Source organism: Megasphaera geminata F0357 (assembly GCF_000239275.1).
Lineage (GTDB): Bacteria > Bacillota > Negativicutes > Veillonellales > Megasphaeraceae > Megasphaera > Megasphaera geminata.
In genome coordinates, this window is sequence record NZ_JH417607.1 from 1 (window position 1) to 24,119 (window position 24,119).

General features: G+C 51.6%; 22 protein-coding genes and 2 pseudogenes. 18 read left to right on the forward strand and 6 right to left on the reverse strand.

Annotation, left to right across the window (positions count from 1 at the left end; genetic code table 11):
* Positions 1–85 precede the first annotated feature (85 nt).
* From HMPREF0080_RS07345 to HMPREF0080_RS11750, 3 genes are read left to right on the forward strand one after another with little or no spacing between them, the layout of a single operon-like run.
* On the forward strand, positions 86–1,771 hold the full coding sequence (locus HMPREF0080_RS07345) for a TonB-dependent receptor plug domain-containing protein (RefSeq protein WP_006790774.1): 1,686 nt from the start codon (positions 86–88) through the stop codon (positions 1,769–1,771).
* A complete protein-coding gene (locus tag HMPREF0080_RS09265; protein ID WP_071777902.1) occupies positions 1,738–3,411 on the forward strand; it encodes a TonB-dependent receptor plug domain-containing protein in 1,674 nt (557 codons plus the stop codon). Before HMPREF0080_RS07345 ends, HMPREF0080_RS09265 begins: the two co-directional genes overlap by 34 nt.
* A 34-nt stretch (positions 3,412–3,445) precedes the next feature.
* The gene (locus HMPREF0080_RS11750; protein ID WP_006790776.1) at positions 3,446–4,864 is read left to right on the forward strand and encodes a hypothetical protein; all 1,419 of its coding nucleotides are present in this window, start codon (positions 3,446–3,448) and stop codon (positions 4,862–4,864) included.
* Positions 4,865–5,013: 149 nt separating this feature from the next.
* Here the strand turns inward: HMPREF0080_RS11750 and HMPREF0080_RS07355 are convergent, their stop codons facing one another.
* The 3 genes from HMPREF0080_RS07355 to HMPREF0080_RS07370 form a co-directional block, all read right to left on the reverse strand.
* Entirely contained in the window at positions 5,014–5,502 is a 489-nt protein-coding gene (locus tag HMPREF0080_RS07355) for a hypothetical protein (protein ID WP_006790777.1), read from the reverse strand.
* Between the two features lie 108 nt (positions 5,503–5,610).
* Positions 5,611–6,420 (reverse strand): class I SAM-dependent methyltransferase, encoded by an 810-nt coding sequence (locus HMPREF0080_RS07360; protein ID WP_006790778.1) that lies wholly within the window; start codon positions 6,418–6,420, stop codon positions 5,611–5,613.
* A gap of 198 nt (positions 6,421–6,618) precedes the next feature.
* The gene (locus HMPREF0080_RS07370; protein ID WP_006790780.1) at positions 6,619–7,839 is read right to left on the reverse strand and encodes a MalY/PatB family protein; all 1,221 of its coding nucleotides are present in this window, start codon (positions 7,837–7,839) and stop codon (positions 6,619–6,621) included.
* Between the two features lie 132 nt (positions 7,840–7,971).
* On the opposite strand from HMPREF0080_RS07370, the gene nagA reads away from it, so the two are divergent.
* On the forward strand, positions 7,972–9,126 hold the full coding sequence (gene nagA / locus HMPREF0080_RS07375; protein ID WP_006790781.1) for an N-acetylglucosamine-6-phosphate deacetylase: 1,155 nt from the start codon (positions 7,972–7,974) through the stop codon (positions 9,124–9,126).
* Positions 9,127–9,160: 34 nt separating this feature from the next.
* Here nagA and HMPREF0080_RS07380 read toward each other — a convergent pair.
* Both HMPREF0080_RS07380 and HMPREF0080_RS07385 read right to left on the reverse strand, forming a co-directional pair.
* Positions 9,161–10,419 (reverse strand): annotated as a pseudogene (locus tag HMPREF0080_RS07380) (DEAD/DEAH box helicase).
* 51 nt (positions 10,420–10,470) lie between these two features.
* Positions 10,471–11,244 carry an HAD-IIB family hydrolase gene (locus HMPREF0080_RS07385; RefSeq protein WP_006790784.1) on the reverse strand — a complete coding sequence of 258 codons (774 nt, stop codon included), beginning with the start codon at positions 11,242–11,244 and terminating at the stop codon, positions 10,471–10,473.
* A gap of 123 nt (positions 11,245–11,367) precedes the next feature.
* Between HMPREF0080_RS07385 and HMPREF0080_RS07390 the strand changes: the two genes are divergently transcribed.
* Complete coding sequence (locus HMPREF0080_RS07390) at positions 11,368–11,787, forward strand: hypothetical protein (protein WP_040347500.1); 420 nt, start codon at positions 11,368–11,370, stop codon at positions 11,785–11,787.
* A gap of 5 nt (positions 11,788–11,792) precedes the next feature.
* Positions 11,793–12,536, forward strand: a complete 744-nt coding sequence (locus HMPREF0080_RS07395; protein ID WP_006790786.1) for a hypothetical protein — start codon at positions 11,793–11,795, stop codon at positions 12,534–12,536.
* A 165-nt stretch (positions 12,537–12,701) separates the two neighbouring features.
* On the opposite strand, the pseudogene potE reads toward HMPREF0080_RS07395, so the two are convergent.
* Positions 12,702–14,037: pseudogene (potE, locus tag HMPREF0080_RS11755) on the reverse strand (putrescine-ornithine antiporter).
* A gap of 281 nt (positions 14,038–14,318) precedes the next feature.
* On the opposite strand from potE, the gene HMPREF0080_RS07405 reads away from it, so the two are divergent.
* The 12 genes from HMPREF0080_RS07405 (at position 14,319) to HMPREF0080_RS07450 (ending at position 23,688) form a co-directional block, all read left to right on the forward strand.
* Positions 14,319–14,609 carry a hypothetical protein gene (locus HMPREF0080_RS07405; protein ID WP_006790790.1) on the forward strand — a complete coding sequence of 97 codons (291 nt, stop codon included), beginning with the start codon at positions 14,319–14,321 and terminating at the stop codon, positions 14,607–14,609.
* Positions 14,610–15,170 (forward strand): hypothetical protein, encoded by a 561-nt coding sequence (locus HMPREF0080_RS07410; protein ID WP_006790791.1) that lies wholly within the window; start codon positions 14,610–14,612, stop codon positions 15,168–15,170.
* A gap of 95 nt (positions 15,171–15,265) precedes the next feature.
* Positions 15,266–15,862: a hypothetical protein gene (locus HMPREF0080_RS07415; RefSeq protein ID WP_040347506.1), complete on the forward strand. Its 597-nt coding sequence runs from the start codon at positions 15,266–15,268 to the stop codon at positions 15,860–15,862.
* Between the two features lie 78 nt (positions 15,863–15,940).
* On the forward strand, positions 15,941–16,969 hold the full coding sequence (gap, locus tag HMPREF0080_RS07420; protein ID WP_006790793.1) for a type I glyceraldehyde-3-phosphate dehydrogenase: 1,029 nt from the start codon (positions 15,941–15,943) through the stop codon (positions 16,967–16,969).
* A 103-nt stretch (positions 16,970–17,072) separates the two neighbouring features.
* Entirely contained in the window at positions 17,073–18,596 is a 1,524-nt protein-coding gene (gene gpmI / locus HMPREF0080_RS07425) for a 2,3-bisphosphoglycerate-independent phosphoglycerate mutase (RefSeq protein WP_006790794.1), read from the forward strand.
* 182 nt (positions 18,597–18,778) lie between these two features.
* Positions 18,779–19,792, forward strand: a complete 1,014-nt coding sequence (gene gap / locus HMPREF0080_RS07430; protein ID WP_006790795.1) for a type I glyceraldehyde-3-phosphate dehydrogenase — start codon at positions 18,779–18,781, stop codon at positions 19,790–19,792.
* 1 nt (position 19,793) lies between these two features.
* Positions 19,794–19,916, forward strand: coding sequence for a hypothetical protein (locus HMPREF0080_RS11410; protein ID WP_006790796.1), 123 nt, complete (start codon positions 19,794–19,796; stop codon positions 19,914–19,916).
* Position 19,917: 1 nt separating this feature from the next.
* Entirely contained in the window at positions 19,918–20,940 is a 1,023-nt protein-coding gene (gene gap / locus HMPREF0080_RS07435; protein WP_006790797.1) for a type I glyceraldehyde-3-phosphate dehydrogenase, read from the forward strand.
* Positions 20,941–20,981: 41 nt separating this feature from the next.
* Positions 20,982–22,163: a phosphoglycerate kinase gene (locus tag HMPREF0080_RS07440; RefSeq protein ID WP_006790801.1), complete on the forward strand. Its 1,182-nt coding sequence runs from the start codon at positions 20,982–20,984 to the stop codon at positions 22,161–22,163.
* 19 nt (positions 22,164–22,182) lie between these two features.
* Complete coding sequence (gene tpiA / locus HMPREF0080_RS07445) at positions 22,183–22,944, forward strand: triose-phosphate isomerase (RefSeq protein ID WP_006790802.1); 762 nt, start codon at positions 22,183–22,185, stop codon at positions 22,942–22,944.
* A 193-nt stretch (positions 22,945–23,137) separates the two neighbouring features.
* Positions 23,138–23,332 carry a rubredoxin-like domain-containing protein gene (locus HMPREF0080_RS11415; protein ID WP_006790803.1) on the forward strand — a complete coding sequence of 65 codons (195 nt, stop codon included), beginning with the start codon at positions 23,138–23,140 and terminating at the stop codon, positions 23,330–23,332.
* Positions 23,329–23,688 (forward strand): ferritin-like domain-containing protein, encoded by a 360-nt coding sequence (locus HMPREF0080_RS07450; RefSeq protein WP_006790804.1) that lies wholly within the window; start codon positions 23,329–23,331, stop codon positions 23,686–23,688. The genes HMPREF0080_RS11415 and HMPREF0080_RS07450 overlap by 4 nt, the downstream gene beginning before the upstream one ends.
* Positions 23,689–24,119: the final 431 nt, after the last annotated feature.

The following is a 24,119-nucleotide window of genomic DNA, read 5'->3' on the forward strand; positions in this document are numbered from 1 at the left end:
TATTATTTAAATCAATAATAATAATCATAATATATAATATGTATATCTTTTATACACATATTATATATTTTATCAGGGAGGTAATATGAAAAAATATGTACATCGAGGCGGAATGCATGCGTTACTGGCCTGTGCCGTCGTTACTTGGCTGGGCATGCCGATTTGCGCGGCGGAAAGTCCGTCCGGAGGGGATAGTAGGGTTGAAACGGGAGATATTGTTGTTAAGGTCGATGCGGCCAAGGAAGCGGCTAAATCTGAAAGCCAGAGCACTACGGTTATCACTAAGGAGGATATTGCCAGAAAGCAGGCCAAGTCCGTCGAGGATATCATTTTCAGTGAAACGGGCATGGCGCGCAGCGTCGACGCCATGGGACGGGTTACTGTATCCATTCGCGGTGCCGAACCGCGGCATACACTGATCCTCGTGGACGGGCAGCCCGTTATGGGCGATTTTGCGAAATACAGCGGGCAGGCGGATGAGCTGCAGCGACTCGGCACGGAAAATATAGAGCGCATCGAGATCATCCGCGGTGCGGCAAGCGCAAAGTACGGTGCTGATGCCATCGGCGGCGTCATCAATGTTATTACGAGAAGAGCAGCGAGCGATTCCGCTCTTCGGCTCAATTTTGAAGGCCGCCGCATAAAGGATGATAAAACGATTCCGCCCTATAAGAATTTTTTTCTTCGCGCGGATAGCGGCAGGATCGGGAAATTTCAGGCGGCAATTTACGGTGGTAAGCGCGATATCATGCCGATTTACAGCGAAAAGCTTTTTTATCACGGAGTAAATACTGCCGATGCGATTCGGAATTCTTTGCGCTATTTTGGTGATATTAAAAATATAGGCATCTTAGGCAGCTATGCGTTTGACGACAGGCATATGCTTGACTTTTCGTTGGATCGGGCCAATGAGGAAATGGATCGCTTTACCAAGCATTCCGAGGATGCGCCAGATCCGGTCATTCATTACAAACGGAATATAGATCGCGATACCTATCGCATGAGCTATCAGGGGATTGGCAAGTATACGGATTGGAAGATCGATTTCAATTATGCAAAGATGACAGAAGACGATGTCACGCTGTCCTCCGTAGCCGCCTTTTCAAAATACGAAGGGAAGAATACACTTCGTTATTTAGATCATATTCTGCATAAGGAGTGGAGCATCAGGACGAGCGCGCATACGGTCATGAACGACCGTCACCTACTGACTTATGGACTTGGCTTCAGCAAGGAAACAGGAGAGGGCAGCCGTTTAAAAAGCGCAAAAAATATAAGGACCCGATACATTGACCCGTGGGACTATGATAAGAATCTTCATAGCGATGAAGACGGCACGCCGAGTTCAAGTATCAAAGATCGGCCGATGTATTTAAATGAGAACGGCATTCCGCAGTATGATAAAGCATATACACTCTATGGTTATAAAGACGCAAGCGGAAAGACACAAGTTCCGCCCTACACCTTTGAAGATTATGAGAATGGGACCAATGACGATAAAATTCCCCTCTTTGCAGACGAGCTGCGCAGAGAAAATCCGGCTGAGCTTTTCTTCGATGAGGACGGCGATCCTCTGGATGACGACACGATCATGCGCAGATATTACGGTGACTATAGCGGACACTTACATGGCACGGTAAAAAATTCGAGCAAGAGGAGCAGGAGCGCAAAAATCGTCAGACAGTGGGGCAGGCGGCGATCAAAAAACAGTATTTCTTTTTGCAGGATTTTTGGCAGATGGGAGCTAATACGATTTTCATGCCGAGTGTAAGGTTTGATCACAGTGCGCTGTTCGGCTCGCATGCCAGCTTTAATATGGGGATTACGCATTCGATCGGCGGCCATGCAAATCGGCGATTGAAGGCGAATATCGGTACGGGATATACGGAGCCGGGGATGGGGGAGCTCTACTATCATTGGGAAATGTACGCCGGTATGCCCTATGACTTAGGTGTCGGTAAGCTGGGCTATTACTGGTTCGGCAATCCGAATCTGAGGCCGGAAAAATCTCTGAATTTTGACTTGGGTTTTGAAGCGGAGCAGGGAAAAAATCAGATTCGGGTCAATGTATTCCACAATCGGATTAAGGACTATATGACCACCTATTTTACAGGGGAACTTATGCACTTCCATCCGGAGGCGGATGCGAAAAAGGAAACATGGATCACGCCGCCCGATATGATTTACAGCTTTAAAAATATTGGAAGGGCTGAAATTACGGGATTTGAAACGGAAATCTCGCGGAAGTTCGGTAAACATTTTTCGGCAAAATTGGGGTATACTTATCTGCATGCAATCAACAAAAGTGACCCGAATATGCCGAGGCAGCTCCTCAATAAACCGAAGCATAAGATTGATATCGGGCTGACCTATGAGAATCAAAACACGGGCTGGCGCGCGTCTTTGTGGGGGGATTATTACCTGCACATGCTGGACAGCAATACTATCGCAAATGACGGCAATTACGTGCATAACGATCTCGGGGACGGCAGCACGCAGTATAATTTTGCCAAGGGGGGAGAGCAAACTTATCAGCGTAAAACCTTCGGCGTGTGGAACTTCCTGCTTCAGAAGAAGCTTGACAAGGATTCGGTTATCTATGTGGGTGTGGATAATCTCTTTAATCATCGGGACGATGATCAGGCGATGCAGGAGCGCGTCTATAAATTTGGCGTCAATCTGAAATTTGACGGCACCTCGCGGCATAGAACATCTTCCCGAGAAACGGATGACAAGAGGTCACGGTGGGGATCGATTTTGGAGGCAAGCCGGTTTATTGAGACGCCTTTCGATACGGAAAAACAGCCCGGAATAGAATTTTTCGGCGATTACAGATTACGTTACAATTCGTTTACCGGCAAGAATAAACCTGCAGAAGCACGCGTTACGACCCGGTCGAGTATTGGATCGGCGTATAAAAATTATTTGGAAAAGGCAGATCATGGATTTGAACAGAGAGTTCGCGTAGGCGCAGATATACGCATCGGAGGGTATACGAATTTTACACTGCTCGGCAGTGCGTCCGGTACGAAGGACGTCGATACGGCGCAGGACATCGGCAATTCGCGGGCCTTAAAGGAGGCACGTATCGAGAAGGCTGATCTGACACAACATGTGAAAGCATGGGATTTCAGTCTTGGCCGACTGACGGAACCTATGGGAACGAGCGGCTATTGGTTCGGAAAAGAGTACGATGGCGTACGCGCCGTCTGGACGAACAAAGGCAGTCAAATCCGTATAGGATTCGGTAATTTCAGCAGGAGTACGGGAATCTCGGATTCCGCCTATACCCATGCGGTGAACGAAGTGTTCCTGCGTCCGCCGACAAAGAAGGAGTGGCTCGGTTATGACCTCGATCTCTGCAATGACGAACCAGTAAACCGCGCCCCATGCGGAGACGGCCGGCTTTGAATCTCTCTATGATAAACTGACAAAGACGACCTCTTTGGAAGAAGAAAAAAGCGTCCTTGATGCGTACTTTGCGGTGATCGGGAAAGATGACCCCACGGCGTATGACAAAATTAAAAAGGCCGCTCAGTATGAAACGAATAGCCATCTCTGGAGAATTGTTACGGCAAAGGATTCGGAGGGCAATATCAAAGGGAAATTCCTGACGACGGACCTTTTTATGACTGTTCCTCAGGGGACGGATCCGTTTGATAAAAATAATCTGCGGGAGGCGGGCGAGACTTCGTGGAATACGGTCATGGCACGCAGCGGGCAAAATCCTGAAAGCTGGAAGGCCTATATTGAAAATGATTCCGGCCTCTTAAAACCTCTTCCGGACTATGAAAGATATACATTTACCTCGGAATTCTACGGGTACGGTGTTTATACCGGCGGTGAGACGCTGGAGGCTTTGGGTTCGGGGAGCAGTCATAAAGGAAAGGATTATGCGGGGATTCCTCTGGATAAGCTGAAGGCAGGTGATTTTAAGCCCCTTACGAAAGAAGAAGCGAAGGAGCGGGCAATCACTTCCTTGTACAATAAGGATACGGCTCTGCAGCGCGTATATAAGAAATTACCGAACGGAGAGCGCGCTCTTGGCTATCGGCCGGCGAAGCTTTCACCAATCGCTCAGAGAATTCTTGCGCTGGCAGCGTCGAATTCCTATTGGCGGCCGGAGGACAACAGCAGTCTGCCCCTGCATCTTTTGGAAGAAGCAGGCTACCTCTTCCCGCAGCTTGGCGCCGTTTTGCAGGCAGATAGTATTCCCTCCGTCAAGCGGGCGTTCTATGTGCAGGCGCGCCACGAACTTACACCGAATCTCGGCCTTGCCGCCTGGTACCTGCGCTCTATTAACGACGACAGGCATGATTATTTGGCCGCTAACGGCGGCGGAAATGACGTTGCCTCCTTCGACACGCTCGCCAACGTTATCGGCGTCGGCGCCAGGTACCGTCTCGGCAACAGGGCGTCCCTCTCCGTGGACTACGGGCAGAACCGTACGGACTTCGGGCGCTATATGAACGGTCATACGCGCTATGAACATGCGGCGGGTACGTCCGATTTCACGCTTCGGGGCAGAGAGCGGGGCGGCACGCCGACCTTCTGGGTCGTGCGCTTTGATGTCGGCACGAGCGATACGGACGTGCCGCACTCGTGGAACGCCTTCATCGATTACAAGGCGTTCGAGCACGGCTCCTTCTTCGGCGGCAACGGCACGGAAGGCCTGCCGGACCGCTACCTGGACGGGATCAGGAGCTTCACCGTCGGTGCGGGCTACGTCCCGGCGAAGGACTTCCTCCTGGAGGCTTTCTACACCTTCGGGGCCAGGGGAATCGGCAAGCGTGATACCCTTTACGGGCCGGAGAACTTCAAGCTCGGCGACTACACGCGCCTCCAGGCGACGTATAAATTCTAAGCCGGTTCGGAGGGTTTTCCGGAAAATGAAAAAAGGTGCCGTAACGGAATGAGACTTTTCTCTCATCCGTTACGGCACCTCCTTTTACAGGTATTGTTTGTATCCGGCCGGAGCCTGACGGATTGCGCTTTCGGACGGCCGTATATCTTTTATTTCAACATATTTTCGAGCCACTTGTCCATAGGCGATTTTTCTTTATGCTTTTCCTTTTCTATGGCCAGCTCCAGCTCTTTTTCCTTGATGCGGCTGTTATAGTGGTTTTCCACGATACTGTCCAGCAGGGAAAGCGTATAGTCCCGGCGGGCCGGCCGCCGCGCCGTGTCGTAGGCGTATGTTTCCGACCGGTACAAGGGAAGACGGTCCGTATGGAAAAAGTCGTCTTCGTTGTATTCGCGGACCGTTTGATTATAGTCGCGTATTGCCTGCTGCCGCTTGGCATACAGTTTTTCGATTTCCCCGTCAATGTCCGCCACGTACGTGTCCACCTCGTTTTTATACGCCGCCATTTCTTTACGGGTTGCCATGTTCGGCATGATCGGTTTTTCCCGGCCTGCAAAATCGGGATATGTGCCGTATGCGCCGATAGCAAGAGGCTGCACGGCAAGCCATAAGGCAAAGATAAGATGTCGTTTTTTCATTCTCCGGTCTCCTCTGTGTAAAATAGAATCACTGCTATTTTATCAGAGATATCATGAATATGGGAAGAGGCCGGGGCGTGAATTTGTATAAACCGGGATCAGGGGCATTCAGCGCTGTTGAAACGCGATCTTCACGATTTTGTCGTTACAGTTCCGATTCCACCAGGGAATATGCGATAAAATACCCATGATGCCCCAGTATTTCCGGTATCCTTCATAGAGGGTCCGCTGTTCTTTATAAAGTATGGCGGGATTCATTGCTTCCAGCTCGCTGCCGTCTTTGACACCCCATTTGAAGGGGGCCGTTTCTTCCGATACGGAATCATGATGCTTCTGCTGGCTGACGATAAACGGCGGCATGACCTCTATCAGCATGGAAGCGCCGGGAAATCCCTCCGCCAGTATGGCAAATAGTGTTTTCATTTCGTCCGCCGAAAAGTACATGGCGGCCCCTTCCATAATAAGCAGCACGGGCCGGCCCGCCGCTTCGATCAGAGATACCCAAGACGGGTCAAGGATGGACCGGCTTATATTATGTACTCTTTCCGGCTCTTCCGGCAGGAGCGCCCGGCGCAGTGCCGTCACGTCGGGCAGGTCGAGATTATACCAGTCCGACCGGCCAGTATCCAACCGGTAATAGCGCGTGTCCAGCCCGCCGGCCAAATTGATGCACACCGGGTCGGGATGGCGCCGCAAAAATTCCTGTACGTCTTTGTCGAGTATATGTGTGCGGACGGCGGTCCCTATTTGAGACCATTTTGCTTTTGCGAATTTGCCGAAATCGTAGTCGAGCTTAGCCATCATCTCAACGGATACGGGATCATCAAACAGCCGGGAAGCGCCTTTTTCCGTTTCGCAGGCGCGTGCCCAAAGCGGAATCAAAGCAGTTTCTTTTACTCCCTGTAAGGTTACTTTCATTATGGTATCCCTCCTGACGGGGTTCCTGTTTTTCGGTGTATCAAGGATAGCATACTGCCCGTTAAATGACAAATACTTTCAGAAAGGAGACTTCGGGGAGCCGGGACATATTCTTTGCTTTCCCCCATCCGGGCGGATACGGATTTCCGCCGCAGCACCGTATTTTGATACGTATGTTGTGCGGACGCCGGCAGACGGTTATTTTTTCGGTTTATAGGCTTTTACCGCTTCTGTGATGCGTTTCAGCCCTTCTGCCAGAAGTGAACGGGGCATGGCCAGGTTAAGACGTGCAAAGCCTGCGGCATTGTCGACAAAGAGGCTGTCCCCGCCTTCGAGGAGAACGCCGGCGTTGCGGGCGAAAAAATCCGGCAGGTCTTCCGTGCAGTCTAAGTAAGGGCTGAAATCGACCCAGGCAAGGTACGTGGCCTGAGGCAGCGTAAAGGGAATTTTCGGCAGTTCCCGGTGCAGCGTCTCTTCAAGCAGCCGGAAGTTGCCGTCCAGATATGCTCTCAGCTCTTTCAGCCAGGCGCCGCCCTGACTGTATGCCGCCTCTGCCGCGGCCAGCGACAGAGGGTTTACGCTGAGGCCGTTTATATTACGGGCCGTAAAGGCCGCATGCAGCTTTCTGTCGGGAATGAGGACATTGGAGAGCATGAGGCCGGCAATGTTAAAGGTTTTGCTGGCAGCCGTGCAGGTGACGATCTTCTTATAGCCGTCCATGACCTTGGCCAGGGGAAGGTGGCGGACGCCCGTACGCAAGAGATCGCAGTGTATCTCATCGCTGATGACCCAGAGGTCGTTGCGGTGGATTATATCGGCCGTTTTCTGTAATTCTTCCGCCGTCCAGACACGGCCCGTCGGGTTATGGGGGCTGCACCAGATGAGGAGCTTTACGGACGGGTCCGCCGCTTTTCGGGCAAAATCGTCAAAGTCGACGGTGAAGCTGCCGCTGCCGTCCCGCTGCAGCCGCGTGTACAGGGCCTTGCGGCCCGTGAATTTTTCCGCCTGCCGGAACATGCCGTATGCGGGCGTGTGGTAAAGGAATTTTTCGTCGTTTTTGAGCAAAATGGACAGGAGTTCGTAAACAGCCGGTACAACGCCGCTTGCCGTGGCGAGATGTTCGCGCGGGAATGACCAGTCGTACATGGCCTTGCACCAGCCGGCGAAGGCATCATAATAGGCCGAATCGAAAAGCTTCGTATAACCGAGAATGAGTCTGTCTACACGGTCTTTAACGGCCTGTCTGATTTCCGGGGCTACGGCGAAGTCCATATCGGCAACCCACATGCGAATAAATTCGTCGTCGGCGAAGGGGAATTCTTTTTCCGGCCCCGCATGGAAAATATATCCCCTGAACCCGTCCGTATTTAACGCATTGGTTCCTTTACGGTCTATGATCTCGTCAAAATTATATGTCATGCTTTTTTCCGCCTTTCGTCAGGTACTGTACAGGTCAAGCATAGCAGAATGCGGGAAGAACGTCAAAATGGACATTACGGCCGGAGAACGGTACAATAACCGTATAATATCTTGAAGGGGGAAGGCTGTCGGATGAAAGCGATTATAAACGGTATGGTCGTCTTGCCGCATGAGATTGTCGGCGGCCATACGGTCCTTTATGATGAAGAAGGCATTTACGATGTTTTGCCGGAAAGGCTGTGCCGCATCGGCGACTGCACGGACCGTATCGACGCGGCAGGGTGTTTTGTCACGCCCGGGTTCATTAATGAACATATTCACGGTATCGGCGGGGCCGACACGATGGATGAAACCGGGGAGGCGTTAAAAATAATGGCCGCAAGGCTGACGGAAACGGGTGTCACGTCTTTTCTGCCGACAACCATGACCTGTGAGCGCGTGCGTATAGAAAACGCGCTGCGCCGTATCAGGGCGCCGCAAAACGCCGCCCTGACGGGAGCACGGGTTTTAGGCGCCCATATGGAAGGGCCTTTTATCAATAGGGAATATAAAGGCGCGCAAGCGGCGAAGGATATTGAAAAAGCCGATTTTTCCTGGCTCAGACCGTACAAAGATGTTGTGAAAATTATTACGGTTGCGCCGGAAACGATTGACGATCCCGCTTTTTTCACCGCTTGCCGCGAGGCGGGCATCATCGTTTCTGTCGGGCACAGCAGGGCGACGTACGAAGAGGTGAAAGAGGCGACGGCCCATGTCGCGTCTTACCACATAACTCACCTTTATAACGCTATGCCGCCCTTGCATCACAGGCACCCGGGCATAGTCGGTGCGGCGCTGACCGACGAGCGGGCCAAATGTGAACTCATTTGTGATAATATCCATGTCCATCCGGCAGCACAGCTGCTGGTTTACAAAGCAAAGGGCAGAGACGGGATCATCCTTGTTACCGATTCTGTCCGTGCCTGCCTGAACGGGGAGGGCGAGTCCGAACTGGGCGGACAACCGGTATTTGTACATGCCGGCGAGGCCCGCCTTGCCGACGGGACGCTTGCCGGCAGTGTTGTGCCCATGAACCTTGCGGTTTTAAACTTCCTGGTCAATACGGGCGCTCCTTTGCCGGATGCCGTGGCTATGGCGAGCCTCAATCCGGCCGCGGCTCTCGGTATGGCCGACCGGTTGGGCTCTCTGGAAAAAGGGAAGCAGGCGGATATGGTCGTCCTCGACGGTGAAGATTTTCGTGTCAAAAAAACGATTGTCGGCGGCAAGCTTGTCTATGACGGCGTATAAAAGAGGAAGGGAGCGTCTGCCGCTCCCTTCCTCTTTATTTACGCCGCCTGTAATCGGCCCCTTTATGTTTTGTTTTATGCGCTTTTTTCCCTGTCGGACGGTAGGTGCTGGCCGGAGCCTTGTCCCTGTAGACGCGTTTTTTCTTCGGCGCCCTGTCGGCGGCCCTGACTTTTATGCCGCCGGTTGCCGTATATTTGATAATTGTCGCTTCAATGGCGTGTTCGATGCGGCGGATCCGATCTTCATCGGCGGCGGTGGCAAACATGACGGACAGGCCCTTCGCGCCGGCCCTGCCGGTGCGGCCGATACGGTGTACATAGTAATCGATGTCGTGCGGCACGTCGTAATTATAGACATGCGTAATTCCTTCAATATCAATGCCTCTGGCGGCGATATCGGAAGCGACGAGGATTTGTGTCCTGGCTTTGGCGAAGTCGCGGATAACCTGATTACGTCGGCCCTGGAACATATCTCCCTGCAGTTCGGCCGCATTGAAGCCGCGGGCGATCAGTTCCCCGGACAGCCGTTTCGTGCGTTCTTTCGTATTGCAGAAAACGACGGCCAGGTAGGGATTGTGTTCCTGCAGCATGGTACAGAGGCAATCCGTCTTTTTCTCTTCGCTTGTCATGTAGATGCGCTGTTCAATGTTTTCGAGAGTGACCGTTTTCCCTTCGCCAAAGCCAGGCTTAACGGCTGCTCCATGTGTTTTTTTGCGAGGCCCCGCACTTTTTGCGGGATCGTTGCAGAAAAGAAGAGAAGCTGTCTTTTTTTCGGCGTCATGCCGATGAGCTCGTCGACTTCTTCCAGAAAGCCTGCCGCCAGCATCTGGTCCGCTTCATCCACTACGACATAACGGGCGCCGCCGAGACGGAGGGAATTGCGCCGGCAATGATCCAGGAGCCGTCCCGGCGTGCCGATGACAACCTGCGGCCGGCAAAGGAGCTTTTGCAGCTGGTTTTCTATGGTCTTACCGCCGATGAGGCTGAGTATGTCCGCTCCTGTCGCCGGTGTGAGCGAAGCCGCCACGGCGGCGATTTGCTCGGCCAGTTCGCGTGTCGGCGCGATGATCAGCGCCTGCTCTCCGGCCGTGTCCTTTTTTATCCGTTGCAGCACGGGCAAGAGGAAAGCCAGTGTCTTGCCTGTGCCCGTCTGTGCCTGAACGAGCAGGTCGCGGCCTTTGAGTGCCGCCGGTATGGCCTGTTTCTGGACGGTTGTCGGCGTATTGATATGTTGTTCTTTTAAGGCATCGGACAGTTCTTTTGTAATGCCGAGCGATGTAAATGTTTCCTTCATGATTAAACTCCTGAGTTACATGGATATATGCCTGCCGTACCGGTGTTGCCGTTACTGCAGCCACCCGAATTTGAGGCACGCGCGGAAAATACCGCCCGCGTCGTTCCGGTCCGTTACGTAATCTGCAATTTTTTTCAACTCTTCCCGGCCGTTGCCCATGGCGATGCGGAAGAAGGGTTCTGTGAACATGGAAATGTCGTTCATGCCGTCGCCGAAGACGACGACATCTTCGAGCGGCGCTTTTAAAATCCCCATGAGGTCTTTAATGCCTTTTTCCTTATGTACCGGTTCGATGAGTACGAGATCGTTCAGATAAGGGATGAGGGGCAGTCCGCCGAGGTCCGGCATTTTTTCTTCCGGCGGGCGCGTGAAGAAAATTTTAAATACCGACCTTATGCCGTCTATGGTGCCGTCTTTACTGATTTGCCCGCTATATTGCGTAAACGCCGAATAGGCGGGATTGCGGAAGTAAGCGTACGTCGTGCGCAGGACAATACTGTTATCCGTTATGACAACCCAGGGAATCCCGCTGTTTTCCAGTGCATGTAAAACGGATTTGCTTTTCTCCAGCGGCAACGGTTTGATTTTCAGCAGTTTCCCGTTCCATGTAAGGCTGTTGCCGCCGTCGGCGACAAAGGACGGGATGCCGTATTTCTCGGCTACACGGGCCGCGTCCGCCTGACCGCGTCCTGCCGCCATAGCGACGAAGTGGCCCCGGCGCATGAGCTGCTTTATGGTATAGCTCGTATCGGCAGGCATTTTCATGGTCAGTTTCAGGCCGAGCGTACCGTCTATATCAAAGAAAAAGTATTTCCGCTTCATCATTTCCTCCCTGTGCACAGGAGATATTATAGTATATTTCCCGCGTCTTGCATACAGCGGAACCCTACTCAGGGCCGTGTTTTTTTGGTATACTTGGTGCAGGCGGGTGTGAACGGAGGTTTTGTTGTGTCACCTTATCAGGATATTTTTAAGCAGTCTCTCTATATGAGCTTTTTTACGGTGCTTATTCCTATCGGCGCTTATACTATACACAGCGGTTCCAGTGCCGTTGTGGCGCTGGTCAGTTATATTTTTTTATCCTTTTGGGTTCCCTGCGCTTATGTAGGCATGGAAGGCGCGGCCTTCGGCACTTCCGATCAACGTATTTCCCGTACCGCCTACAGTGTCGCCTGGCTCGTTGCGATGGCGGTTCTTGCAGGTCTGATCAAATACGGGAGCCTGTTCTGGCAGGGCTACGGCTTCTGGAATTGGCCGACAGTCGGCCGCGATCTCGTTTTCATGGCCCTTATGTATATCAATCTTTGCGTCAACCTTTCTTTGGCGTATTTATTTAGCCGCCTGTTCGGCCGTCGTCAAGGTCGGTGATACGTATGAACAGATCCATACTGAATACATTGCGCGCCGTCGTTTGGCTTGCCCTGTGGATTGTGCCGATTCCCTTCGGGGCTTTCACGTCGGACCGGATCTTCTTTGTCAGTGTATCGACCGTTATTTTTCTTGCCGCTTCGGTTCTCATGCCGCCGCTGCTGCGTCGGCGTGACCTGCGCCTGCGCGGGGAAAGCGTTTTTCCGGCCGTGCCGTATCTTCTCTACGGCGGTATAACAGGTGCTGTATCGGCAACGGCCGCCTTGGGCGGTATGAGGGCTTTCGCTTTCTGGCAATCCTATCCGGCCAGAACCGGCGCATACGCGGCCTGGCTTTTCGGGACGATTGCTTTACAGTACGGCCTGTCTCTTTTCTTTGCCCGTTGGCATATGCGTGTCCGTGAGCGCGCTTTGTCCGATTTTATTGACCCCGTGCTTTATGCGTTGCCTTTGCCGACCGCTTTCATGGCGCTGTTCTTCTTTCCGGCCGTGCGCATCGATGCGGCCGGGCAGGAGCAGTTTATTACCGGTCTTATCGGTCTGTTTTTCTTTGTCAATACGGGCCTGTATTTTACTTTATCATCGGCACGTTTGCTTTTTATTTTTATCCGCGGACGGAGGGCCGCTCCGGTGCGGGTGAACGGATTTGGGGACTCTTTCGCGTTATTCTCCTCGTCTGCGTTTTCTTTTATGTGCAGGCCGCTTTTAACAGTGTCACGGGACTGTATGCCTATGAACTGCAATATCTGACAGCTCGTAATAACCCCTTATCCTTTGTGCTGCCGTTTATTACGTATGCGCTCTTCATGTGCGTGTCCGTCGGCATGGTGAACGGTATCGGGCTGATTAAAGACAAGCTGGCAAAAAAATAGCCGTAATATAAAAAACGTTGCCTTAAGGCAACGTTTTTTATATTCACTTTATTTCCTGTTCAACGATAAAATTTGTTTTTAAGAGGTTGAACCGAACCAGGTACGCGATCCAACCGATACCGGCTGCCAGGCAGCCACCGGCGAAGTTGGCCAGACTGAGCGTGGTCAGCGCATAAAGCACATAGAGAACGGAAATGCCCGACAGGAAGTAGGACGCGTTCCGGTTGCATCGTTCGTTGGAAATCCCTTCCTGATCCAACATCGCTTTTAACGAGGAAGCGCATAAGATATAAGGGATGACGTTTGTCACGACCGCCAGGTTGGCAAGCCGTTCGAACTGTTCCGATAAAGACGGGCTGACAGTCATAAGAGCCAGCGCGCTCTGCATCAGCAGAATGAGGAACATACCGCGTAAGGGCACGTCCGCCTGCGTCACTTTAGCGAAGACCTTCGGAAAGAGTCCCCGTTCGGCACTTGTCTTGAAGACACGGGCCAGGGTGAACTGCCATGAAAGGAGTGAACCTGCGCAGGCAAGCGCCATGAGACCCATGACTGCGGCGCCGATTGTGGAACCGAACATGGCGGCGAAAGCCATGCCGAAGGGAGCGCTCGAGTTCAGGAGATCCGCATTCGGGACAATGCCGGCAATGACGTTTGTCGATACAATGTAAATGACAGCCACTCCGGCTGTGCTGAAAAAGGTCGCTTTCGGCACGGAAGTCTGCGGGTCTTCGACGGCATCCATATTGACGGATGCCGATTCCAGGCCGAGAAACAGACATAAGGTCAGGGAGATGGAGCTGCCCGGCCGCATCGCTCCAGCCGAGAGGATTGGGACACCACGCGGCTATCCATGTAGAGGGATCGAACCAGTACCAACCGAGTGTGGACATGACCAGAATCGGTAAGATGGAACCCCAGATGGTGACGGTCGTCAATTTACCGGAGTAACGGGTGCCGCGGAGATTAAGGGATGCGGCAAGCCATAATAAAGCAACAGTATATATACACGTCTGCACCGGAGAGAATTCCGAGCCCAGGAATCCGGCGCCGTAACCGACGGCGGAAATGGCAATGGCGACGTTGGCAATAACAATGGATACGGAGTAGGCGTAATTCGCCATAAAATGTCCTATTCGCCCGTAGCCGTACTCGGCATAACCGCCCATACCGCCCGGTTTTGTCGTAAACATACCGCAGCGGGCAAAGACCATGGCCAGGGTCAGGGAGCCGAGAGACGTTATAATCCAGGAAAAAATCGAGATCGTTCCGACCTCCGCGAGCTGAGCGGGAAGCATGATGATGCCGGCACCCAGCATGTTGGCTGCAGTGATAAAGGTAAGTTGCACCCAGGACATTTTACGACGGTTGGTTTTCATTATCAGTCCTTCTTTCATCAGTAAATTCGGTATAAACCGTTTCATAAAAAAATCAATTTATTTTAGCATTTTTCGTTTTATAATACCAGTAAAAATGATGTCCCCGTCCTTTAAATTCGCTTAACTTTGCAAGAATATTTTAAGTGAGGCAAACGGCGTTATAACGACGTTTTGAAAGATATGATTTTTAATATACCCCGAAGGTATGGTATAATACAACTGGTTTCATCCTACTTTTAAGAGGAAAGAATACTAAAATTTATCCGTACGGGAGTGAATTGATGATGGAAAAGATCACGGCCTTTTATTTACATGAGTGTCCGTATTGCGCCAACGCCAGGAGAGCGGTTGCAGAACTGATCGAGGCCGATCCGGCATACGGGGAAATTCCTTTGGAATGGTATGAAGAGACGGAACGTCCCGACGTCGCGTCCGGATACAGTTATGAATATGTGCCGAACTTTTTTGTGAGGAATGAGAAAGTCTATGAAGCACGGCCCGGCGAATCGTACGGGGAAACGAAATTTTACATTAAAAAGGTATTTGATACTATATTGAAAGAAGGGCAATAGATGAATAAAAAATGTATTTGTGCGGCCGTGGCCGTTATGCTGTCGGCATCCGCCGCGGCGGCTCGGACGCCGGTTATGGAAAATGCGGAAATGTTTCACGCCGCGCCGGAACAAAACGTTGTCGACCGGCCTCTGCAGCTTCCCAACCCTATAAAGGAGCATACGAGTATTGCCGCTGTAGAAAAAGCGGTCGGCTTCATGCCGCTTGCGTTGCGGCATAACGGGCACTATACGCTTACCGCCTGCGAGACGATCGAAAAAACGGCGCAGCTCGTGTATCGGGAGAGTGATGTTAAAAATAATAATCGGCTCATGATTCGTACGGCTCTTCGCCGCGAAACGGATGCCCGTTCGCTTTCCGGTTACTATGCGGATTGGATGCCTGTCGTTGTAAGCCGTACGGCTGTTTCCGTAACTACCGGTAACGGTATCAATTATGCGGCGTATTGGCGTAACGGCATATATTCGTATTCCGTAAGCATGACTGAAACGACGGCACCGGCCTTCATGGAAATTCTCGTTCCGTTAGTAGCACAGACGGAAGCAGGCCGTACTTTCTGATACCGTGTATATATGAATCATAAATGCCGGCTGTGCAGGACAGCCGGCATTTTATGAACCGTTTCGTTCTGTATATGTACGGGGGGAGAACACTGATGAAAGAACTGCCTCTTTTTACCGTAAACGGCGGCTATGGGTATAACCAGGAACTTTTTACGGATTGCTGGATGAATCGCGGCGGCTGCGGTGCCGTGGTCGCTTGTGATGTAAGCATCTATCTTGCCCGCTGCTTTGATCTTACCGGGTTGTATCCCTTTGCGGCCGACACTATCGGCGAAGCTGAATATGTCCGTTTTTCCCAGATCATGAAACCTTATTTGCACCCGCGCATGACCGGCATCGATACGACGCAGATCTGGATTGACGGCTACCGTCAGTATCTTGCCGCTTGCAGTGTGACGTCGCTCCGTCTTGCAGGAGTGCAGGGGGATACGCCTTTTGTCGAGTTTGCGGCTGCTGTTACAGCGCAAATTGATAAAGCCATGCCGGTGCCTTATTTAAATCTGCGTCATCGCAGTAAAAATTTGGCCGATTACGTGTGGCACTGGTTCTGGCTGGCAGGGTATGAACGCGTTGCCGGCACGATTATGGTCAAGGCCGTGTCATACGGCTCCTACCGATGGCTGTCCCTTTATGAATTGTGGGATACGGGATTTTCCCGCAAGGGCGGGATTGTTTGCTTTGACATTTAAATCAGGCTCCGGTTTGCCGCACGATGCGGCAAACCGGACTGAAGGTATGGTTGTATTCAGTAAGGAGTGGTTCTACTTATGATTAAACTTGGTATTAACGGGTTCGGACGTGTCGGTCGCTTTGTTTTTCGTGCCGCTCAAATGCGTGACGATGTTGAAATCGTCGGTATAAATGATGTGCTGCCTGTTGATTATATGGCATACATGCTGAAATATGACACGGTACATGGCCGTTTCGGGGGAACTGTGGACGCTGACGTTGAACGCGGCGTCCTTGTCGTCAACGGTAAGGAAATCCGCGCGACCGCCGAAACGGATCCGGTTCATCTCAGATGGGATGAAGTCGGTGCAGACTATATCGTCGAGTCTACAGGCCGGTTTCTCACTACGGAAGATGCTGAAAAACACCTTGCCGCAGGCGCTCGCTATGTCGTTCTTTCCGCGCCGTCCAAGAAAGGCAAAGACGGCCGGCAGGCAGACATGTTCGTTTGCGGTGTAAATATGGCCGCGTATAAGGGTCAGCAGATTGTATCCAACGCTTCCTGTACGACGAACTGCCTCGCTCCCGTTGTGAAAGTCCTGCATGACGCTTTCGGCGTTAAAAACGGGCTGATGACGACGGTACATTCAACTACGGCGACACAGAGGACGGTTGACGGCCCGTCTGCAAAAGACTGGCGCGGCGGCCGTGCCGCTTCGGGGAATATCATTCCTTCCTCCACGGGAGCGGCGAAAGCCGTAGGCAAAGTAATTCCCGATCTTGACGGCAAGCTCACCGGCATGGCGATGCGCGTGCCTACGCTGGACGTGTCGGTTATCGACCTTACGGTTAACCTGATGAGGCCGGCCGCGTATGAAGAAATTTGTGCGGCTATGAAGAACGCCAGCGAAGGTGAATTGAAAGGGATCCTCGGATACACGGACGAGGCGGTCGTATCCTCCGACTTTATCGGCTGCACCTTGTCGGCCGTATTCGATGCACGGGCGGGGATCGCTCTGACAGATACATTTGTAAAAGTGGTTGCTTGGTACGACAATGAAATCGGCTATTCCGAGAACCTTCTTAATTTGCTTGCCGGGATGAACGAATATAACAGCAAAACATAATTCGCCTGCACGGACGGCCGGGACCTGTGGGGACGGAGTTTCCTGCCTCTCGTTGTTTCGGCATCTTTACGAGTTTCGCAGGAAGCGGAAAGGGAGAAAGTTAATGGCGGAAAAAGAAACGGTAATGTTGATTATTATGGACGGCTTCGGTTGCAGTGATATAAAGGAATATAACGCGGTCGCGCAGGCGGATCTGAAAGTTTTGCCCGAACTTTGGCGCACATATCCTCATTCATATTTGGAAGCGTCGGCCGAAGCGGTCGGGTTGCCGCACGGTCAGATCGGCAATTCCGAAGTAGGTCATTTAAATATCGGTGCCGGACGGATCGTATATCAGTCACTTACAAGAATCACGAAGGATATTGAAGCGGGGGAATTTTTTGCTAAACCCGTTCTTAAAGACGCTATGCATAACGCCTGCAAACCCGGCAGAGCTTTGCATATTATGGGGCTTGTTTCCCCCGGCGGGGTACACAGCAGTGAAAAGCATCTCTACGGCCTTTTGGAAATGGCGAAGCGGAACGGTGTCGAACATGTGTATATCCATGCCTTTCTCGACGGCCGTGATGTGCTGCCGCGCAGTGCCGGCGCCTATCTGCAGGAGTTGGAGGAAGTATGCGGACACATCGGTGTCGGTGAAATTGCCACGATCAGCGGCAGATATTATGCCATGGATCGCGATAAGCGATGGGAACGTGTAGAAGCGGCGTATAGAGCCGTCGCCCTCGGTGAGGGTGAAACGGCCCCTTCCGCACAGGCGTGCCTGGAACGCTCCTATCGCGCGGGTATATCCGATGAGTTTGTCGTGCCGACGGTCATAGTGAAACGGCCTGTTAACGACGGCGACAGCCTCGTGTTTTTCAACTTCCGGCCGGATAGGGCCCGGCAACTGACGGAAGCGTTTGTCAATCCCGATTTTGACGGGTTTACAAGAAAGCGTCCGCATGCTCTTTTTTTTGTGACCATGACCGTTTACGAAGAGGCTCTGCCTGTACATGTCGTTTACGGCAAGGAGCGTATTGAAAACACGCTCGGCGAGGTTCTTGCCAAGGCGGGAAAGAAACAGCTCCGTATAGCTGAAACGGAGAAGTATGCCCATGTCACGTATTTCTTTAACGGCGGCGAAGAAAAAACTAATGCCGGCGAAGACCGTATCCTCGTTGCCTCGCCTAAAGTGGCCACTTATGACTTGCAGCCTGAAATGAGCGCTCCTGAAGTAACGGACCGTGTCATTAAGGCTTTGAACGGCGATTCGTACGACATGATCATCTTGAATTTTGCCAATGCCGATATGGTCGGACATACAGGCGATCTGGAAGCGGCTAAAAAAGCGGTGGAGGCGGTAGATGCGAGTATCGGCCGCATTGTCGAAGTGTTGCGCAGGAACGGGGGACAGGCCCTGATCATCGCCGATCACGGCAATGCCGAAAAAATGGCCGATGCCGTTTCCGGTTCGCCGTATACGGCGCATACGACAAATCATGTGCCGTGCATTCTCGTCAGCGATGCCCGCAGGCACGCTCATCTTCATGACGGCATTTTGGCCGATATAGCGCCGACGCTTCTTTATCTGGCACATATGAAACAGCCTGCCGAAATGACGGGGCATAACTTAGTGGACGATTAAATAGAAGTATGCTAATATAAAAATAACATACTGTTTATATAAGTTCCTTCCCGAAAGAATCGACATATATAGTTTACAATAGTGGGAAACTAGTATATATTTATGTAGGGAAACTAATCAGACAATGTATTTTCGCAGTATATCCGTGCGGCACATTGCCATATCGGTAAGGAGGAAACGTAATGACAGTAAAAATAGGGATCAGCGGCTTCGGCAGAATCGGCAGGTGCACCTTCAGAACGGCCCTTTCACAGCCGGACGTGGAGATTGCGGCTATTAATAACCGTTCTGTCGGCCCGATTATGGCGGATTTATTGAAATTCGATACGGTTCACGGCACGTGGCGGCATGATGTGTCTTACGATACGGAAAAGAGTATGCTCGTAGTTGACGGCAAGGCTATCCCCGTGACGAATGAAACGGATCCGGCCGACATTCCCTGGAAAGATCTGGGTGTCGATATTGTTGTCGAGTCGACGGGAAAGTTCAAGGATCACGAGTCGGCCTCCAAGCATTTGGCCGGCGGCGCCGGGAAAGTCATCATTACGGCGCCCGGCAAGAATGTGGATACGACGATTGTCATGGGCGTCAATGAAGAAACGTATGATCCCGCAAAGCACTATATTATTTCCAACGGTTCATGTACGACAAACTGCCTGGCGCCCGTTGCCAAGGTGTTGTCCCGCGAATTCGGCATTGTCCGCGGTATGATGACGACGATCCATTCCTATACGAACGATCAGCACCTCGTCGATTCGGTGCATAAGGATCTGCGCCGCGCCCGCTGTGCGACACAGTCCATTATCCCGACGTCTACGGGCGCCGCTCAGGCCGTTGCCCTGGTCTTGCCGGAACTAAAGGGAAAGTTTACGGGCATGGCTTTGCGCGTGCCTACGCCGAACGTTTCCATGACGGATCTCGTGGCCGTTCTGGAAAAGAGCGTAACCAAAGAAGAGGTGAACGGCGCGTTGAAAAAATGGGCTGAAGGGCCTTTGAAGGGGATCCTGCCGATTCTCGAAGATGCAACCGTATCCTCCGATTATATCAGCGATACGCACAGTTCCATTGTCGATGCCTTGGATACACAGGTTATCGGGGGAAATATGATAAAAGTTGTCGCCTGGTACGACAATGAATGGGGCTATTCTCTGCGGGTAAACGATTTGGCGGCGTATATCGGGGCCAGGGGCTTATAAAATGAAGTCTGTTATCTCCGCTATGTGTGCCTGCGGCGGGAGCGGTCCCGTTACGGGCGAAGGAGCGGCTGAAAATGCAAGGCTTTCATTTAACGGCCGTTTGACAGACGGAAAGGGTGTATGAAATGGTAAAAATCGGTATTAACGGATTCGGCCGAATCGGCAGACAGGTATTTAAAATTGCGCAGCGTTATAAAGACGATATGGAAATTGTGGCTGTCAATGACATCGGCACGCCGAAACAGATGGCGCATCTTTTGAAATATGACAGTATTTTCGGCACGATGCCCGATGATATTGCTTATGACGACAGTCATATCAGTGTGAACGGCGTAAGGTATCCCCTCTTTCAGGAAAAGGATATTAAACGTGTTGATTGGGACGGGCTGGGCGCGCAGATTGTTGTCGAAGCGTCCGGAAAATATGCCGGCCGTGTCAGCGCTTCGTCGCAGGATAGACTGCCTTTAGGCGGATCTGTGAAGAAAGTTATTATTACGGCGCCCTCCACTATTGATGACATAACTCTCGTTATGGGCGTCAATGAAGAAGCGTACGATCCGGCAACGGATCATGTTATTTCCGGTGCGTCGTGCACGACAGGATGCCTGGCGGCCATTTTCAAATTCATGGATGAGAAATACGGCGTTGAACGCGGTATGACAACGTCCGTCCACTCGTATACGGTTGATCAGAAAATCCTTGACGTGTCTCATCGCGACCTGCGCCGGGCCCGTGCCGCAGGCATGTCCATCATCCCGACGACGACCGGCGCGGCCGAAGCGATCGGCAAGGTGCTGCCCCGGGTAGCAGGTAAACTCAGCTGTCATGCAGTCCGCGTGCCGACTCCGGATGTATCGATCATCGATATCGTCCTGGAATTAAAGAAAAAAGACATTACGGCGGACGAAGTGAATAAAGCCTTTGAAGAAGCCGCGGCCGGCGAATATAAAGGCATTATCGCGACGAACGATGACGAACTCGTTTCCGTCGACTACAGGGGCAACGAACATACGGCGGTTATCGATACGCCGTTGACTTTGACGATGGCGGGCGGTATGGTCAAAATCATTGCCTGGTATGATAATGAATGGGGGTATTCCCGCCGCATCGTCGATATGATCCGGTTCCTTGCGGAGAAAGGATTATAAGTATATCGTAATCACCTTGTACTACAGGAGGAATACGTTTTATGAAAAAAACAATACACGATATAGCTCCGGATAATAAGAAAGTTTTTGTGCGCGCCGATTTTAACGTGCCCCTTGATAGCGAGGGGCGGATTACTGACGATACGCGCATCAAAAAGACCTTGCCGACGATTGCGTATCTCTTGGAGCGACATGCGGCGGTTATCCTGGCAAGCCATTTGGGCCGCCCCAAAGGCGAGGCCAAACCGGAATTTTCTTTAAGGCCCGTTGCGGCCCGCTTATCCGAGTTGTTAGGTGTACCTGTAAAAATGGCTCCCGACTGCGTAGGCGCGGATGTGCAGAAAATGGCCGCCCGCTTGAAACCGGGCGAAATATTGCTCTTGGAGAACCTCCGTTATCACGGGGAAGAAGAAAAGAACGACAGAGAATTTTCAGAAAAATTAGCGTCTCTCGCAGATATCGGCATCAACGACGCTTTCGGCTGTTCTCATCGGGCACATGCTTCCGTTGCGGGCATTACGGCATTCCTGCCGATGGCGGCAGGGCTCCTCATGGAAAAAGAAATCCGTTTTATCGGCGGCGCCGTAGAGAATCCGGAACATCCTTTTGCGGCGGTTATCGGCGGCGCGAAGGTATCTGATAAAATCGAAGTTATCTCCCGCCTTCTGCCTAAAGTCGACGTTATGATCATCGGCGGCGGTATGGCCAACACATTCCTGGCCGCGCAAGGTTACGGTATCGGTAAATCCCTCGTTGAAGCGGATAAAATCGAGTTGGCCCGGTCATTGATCAAAGCGGCAGAGAAGGAACATACGGAACTTCTTTTGCCGGTGGATGCAGTTGTAGCGGCCGAATTTTCTGCCGCTGCGGACTATAAAGAAGTTGATGTCGACGCGGTTCCTGCAGATTGGATGATTCTCGATATCGGGACGAAGAGCCGCGAACTCTTCGCGTCCAAATTGAAACCTATGAAACTCATCGTCTGGAACGGGCCGATGGGAGTCTTTGAAATGGATCATTTCGCTAAAGGGACGGAAGCGGTCGCCCGGGCCGTTGCCGATTCCGCCGCCGTATCCGTCGTCGGCGGCGGCGATTCCGTCGCGGCTGTCAATAAAACAGGTCTTGCCGGTAAGATCACCCATATTTCGACCGGCGGCGGCGCGTCTCTCGAATATCTGGAAGGTAAAGTCCTGCCCGGCATTGATGCGTTAAGCGATAAATAATAGGCGACAGGAGTAGATAATGCGAAAAACGATTATTGCGGGCAACTGGAAAATGAATCATCAGAGAGCGGCTGTCCGTGACACATTAACGGCCCTTACGGAACAGATCAAGGGCGGCGTGAAACCCGAAGTCATAGTGGCTCCTGCCTTTGCCTATCTTGCTGAAGCCGTTTCTTTGGCAAAAGGAACGAATGTGCATATTGCGGCACAGAATATGCATTTTGAAGAAAACGGCGCCTATACGGGCGAGGTTTCTCCGGCTATGCTCGTCGATGTAGGCGTATCCCATGTCATTCTCGGGCATTCGGAACGGCGGCGGTATTTCAATGAAACCGATGAAACGGTCAATTTGAAGGTTAAAGCGGCCGTTGCTCATGATCTGACGCCGCTTATGTGTTGCGGTGAAACGTTGGAACAGCGCGAAAACGGGAAAATGAAGGTATGGATTGAAGGACAGATCAAAGCGGGCCTTGCAGGAATCAGTGCCGCCGACATTAAAAAAGTCGTCATTGCCTATGAACCGATCTGGGCCATCGGTACGGGCAGAACGGCGAGTGCGGAACAGGCACAGAAGGTTTGCCTTATCATCCGGAATACTCTTGCTTTTCTGTACGGCGCGGCAGTTGCAGAAGCAGTGCCCGTTCTTTACGGCGGCAGTATGAACGCTCATAATGTTGCCGATTTGACGGCGGCGCGTGATATTGACGGCGGTCTTGTCGGCGGCGCCAGCTTAAAGGCGGCGGAATTTGCGGAAATTATTGCTAAGACAATTGTAAAATAAACGGGCCCGGCCGTTGCCTTTTGAGGCAACGGCTCTTTTTTTTTGCTTTGTTGGGACTGTAATATTATTTTTTATTCGCACCTCTTGCATTCTCATTTAGGACCTGTTATACTTCATAACAAGTAATAGTTATTTGTTAATTATAACTAATAACTATTTTCAAAACAATTATCTTATAACGGAGGAATGAAATATGAAAAGGTTTGTTTGCGGAATTTGCGGTTATGTATTTGAAGGCGAAGCGGCACCGGAAAAGTGTCCTCAGTGCGGCGCTCCCGCTTCCAAGTTCTCTGAAATGACGGAAGGCGTTAAAGAGTATGCCGACGAACATCGTGTAGGCATCGCTAAAGGCGCCGATGAAAGAATTGTTGAAGGACTTCGTATATGAACTTCAACGGTGAATGTTCCGAAGTGGGCATGTACCTTGCCATGAGCCGTGTAGCCGATCGCCAGGGGTATCCCGAAATTGCTGAAGCGTACAAACGCTATGCCTTTGAAGAAGCTGAACACGCTGCAAAATTTGCGGAACTTCTCGGTGAAGTTTTGACGGATGATACTGAGAAGAACCTTGAAATGCGTGCGGCTGCCGAACAGGGCGCCTGTGCAGGCAAAAAAGAATTGGCGGCCTTGGCAAAGCAGTTAAACCTCGACGCCGTCCACGACACGGTTCACGAAATGGCGAAGGACGAAGCTCGTCACGGCCGCGCTTTTGACGGGCTGCTTGCTCGTTACTTCGGTAAATAAGCTGCTTGTCGCAGCTTGCGGCGCGGATCGGGTCCGTAGGAAAAACGCAAAAAGGGACTCTTTATGTACTGCCTTCCAAAAGTTGATCTTTGGTTTGACTTTGGAGGCACCTCATTGCGGAGTCTCTTTTTGCGTCTGTTTGATGATATATATGTTGCTCATACTATACTATACAATATACATGGAAATCAGAATAACTGCCGGGTACTGTACGGTCATGAGTGATTGTTACATATGTCTGATTACGCGATAAGAATTACCTTGATGTATAAGGAGAAGCGTTGACAGAAGAAGAAATGCATGCTATGATTTAAAGACCGATTGGGACGACGTGATACGAACCTTTATTTAGTGCGCTCTGCACGATACATACTGTTACGGGCTCAGGAAAAAAGAGTTGACAAAGCAAAAGGGCTTTGGTAAGATAAACG

Excerpts from the sequence above, each read along its gene's own strand:
- HMPREF0080_RS07345 (WP_006790774.1), top strand. The coding sequence starts at position 86 with ATGAAAAAATATGTACATCGAGGCGGAATGCATGCGTTACTGGCCTGT.
- HMPREF0080_RS09265 (WP_071777902.1), top strand. The coding sequence starts at position 1,738 with ATGGGAGCTAATACGATTTTCATGCCGAGTGTAAGGTTTGATCACAGT.
- HMPREF0080_RS07355 (WP_006790777.1), bottom strand. The coding sequence starts at position 5,502 with ATGAAAAAACGACATCTTATCTTTGCCTTATGGCTTGCCGTGCAGCCT.
- HMPREF0080_RS07360 (WP_006790778.1), bottom strand. The coding sequence starts at position 6,420 with ATGAAAGTAACCTTACAGGGAGTAAAAGAAACTGCTTTGATTCCGCTT.
- HMPREF0080_RS07370 (WP_006790780.1), bottom strand. The coding sequence starts at position 7,839 with ATGACATATAATTTTGACGAGATCATAGACCGTAAAGGAACCAATGCG.
- nagA (WP_006790781.1), top strand. The coding sequence starts at position 7,972 with ATGAAAGCGATTATAAACGGTATGGTCGTCTTGCCGCATGAGATTGTC.
- HMPREF0080_RS07385 (WP_006790784.1), bottom strand. The coding sequence starts at position 11,244 with ATGATGAAGCGGAAATACTTTTTCTTTGATATAGACGGTACGCTCGGC.
- HMPREF0080_RS07395 (WP_006790786.1), top strand. The coding sequence starts at position 11,793 with ATGAACAGATCCATACTGAATACATTGCGCGCCGTCGTTTGGCTTGCC.
- HMPREF0080_RS07405 (WP_006790790.1), top strand. The coding sequence starts at position 14,319 with ATGATGGAAAAGATCACGGCCTTTTATTTACATGAGTGTCCGTATTGC.
- HMPREF0080_RS07410 (WP_006790791.1), top strand. The coding sequence starts at position 14,610 with ATGAATAAAAAATGTATTTGTGCGGCCGTGGCCGTTATGCTGTCGGCA.
- HMPREF0080_RS07415 (WP_040347506.1), top strand. The coding sequence starts at position 15,266 with ATGAAAGAACTGCCTCTTTTTACCGTAAACGGCGGCTATGGGTATAAC.
- gap (WP_006790793.1), top strand. The coding sequence starts at position 15,941 with ATGATTAAACTTGGTATTAACGGGTTCGGACGTGTCGGTCGCTTTGTT.
- gpmI (WP_006790794.1), top strand. The coding sequence starts at position 17,073 with ATGGCGGAAAAAGAAACGGTAATGTTGATTATTATGGACGGCTTCGGT.
- gap (WP_006790795.1), top strand. The coding sequence starts at position 18,779 with ATGACAGTAAAAATAGGGATCAGCGGCTTCGGCAGAATCGGCAGGTGC.
- HMPREF0080_RS11410 (WP_006790796.1), top strand. The coding sequence starts at position 19,794 with ATGAAGTCTGTTATCTCCGCTATGTGTGCCTGCGGCGGGAGCGGTCCC.
- gap (WP_006790797.1), top strand. The coding sequence starts at position 19,918 with ATGGTAAAAATCGGTATTAACGGATTCGGCCGAATCGGCAGACAGGTA.
- HMPREF0080_RS07440 (WP_006790801.1), top strand. The coding sequence starts at position 20,982 with ATGAAAAAAACAATACACGATATAGCTCCGGATAATAAGAAAGTTTTT.
- tpiA (WP_006790802.1), top strand. The coding sequence starts at position 22,183 with ATGCGAAAAACGATTATTGCGGGCAACTGGAAAATGAATCATCAGAGA.
- HMPREF0080_RS11415 (WP_006790803.1), top strand. The coding sequence starts at position 23,138 with ATGAAAAGGTTTGTTTGCGGAATTTGCGGTTATGTATTTGAAGGCGAA.
- HMPREF0080_RS07450 (WP_006790804.1), top strand. The coding sequence starts at position 23,329 with ATGAACTTCAACGGTGAATGTTCCGAAGTGGGCATGTACCTTGCCATG.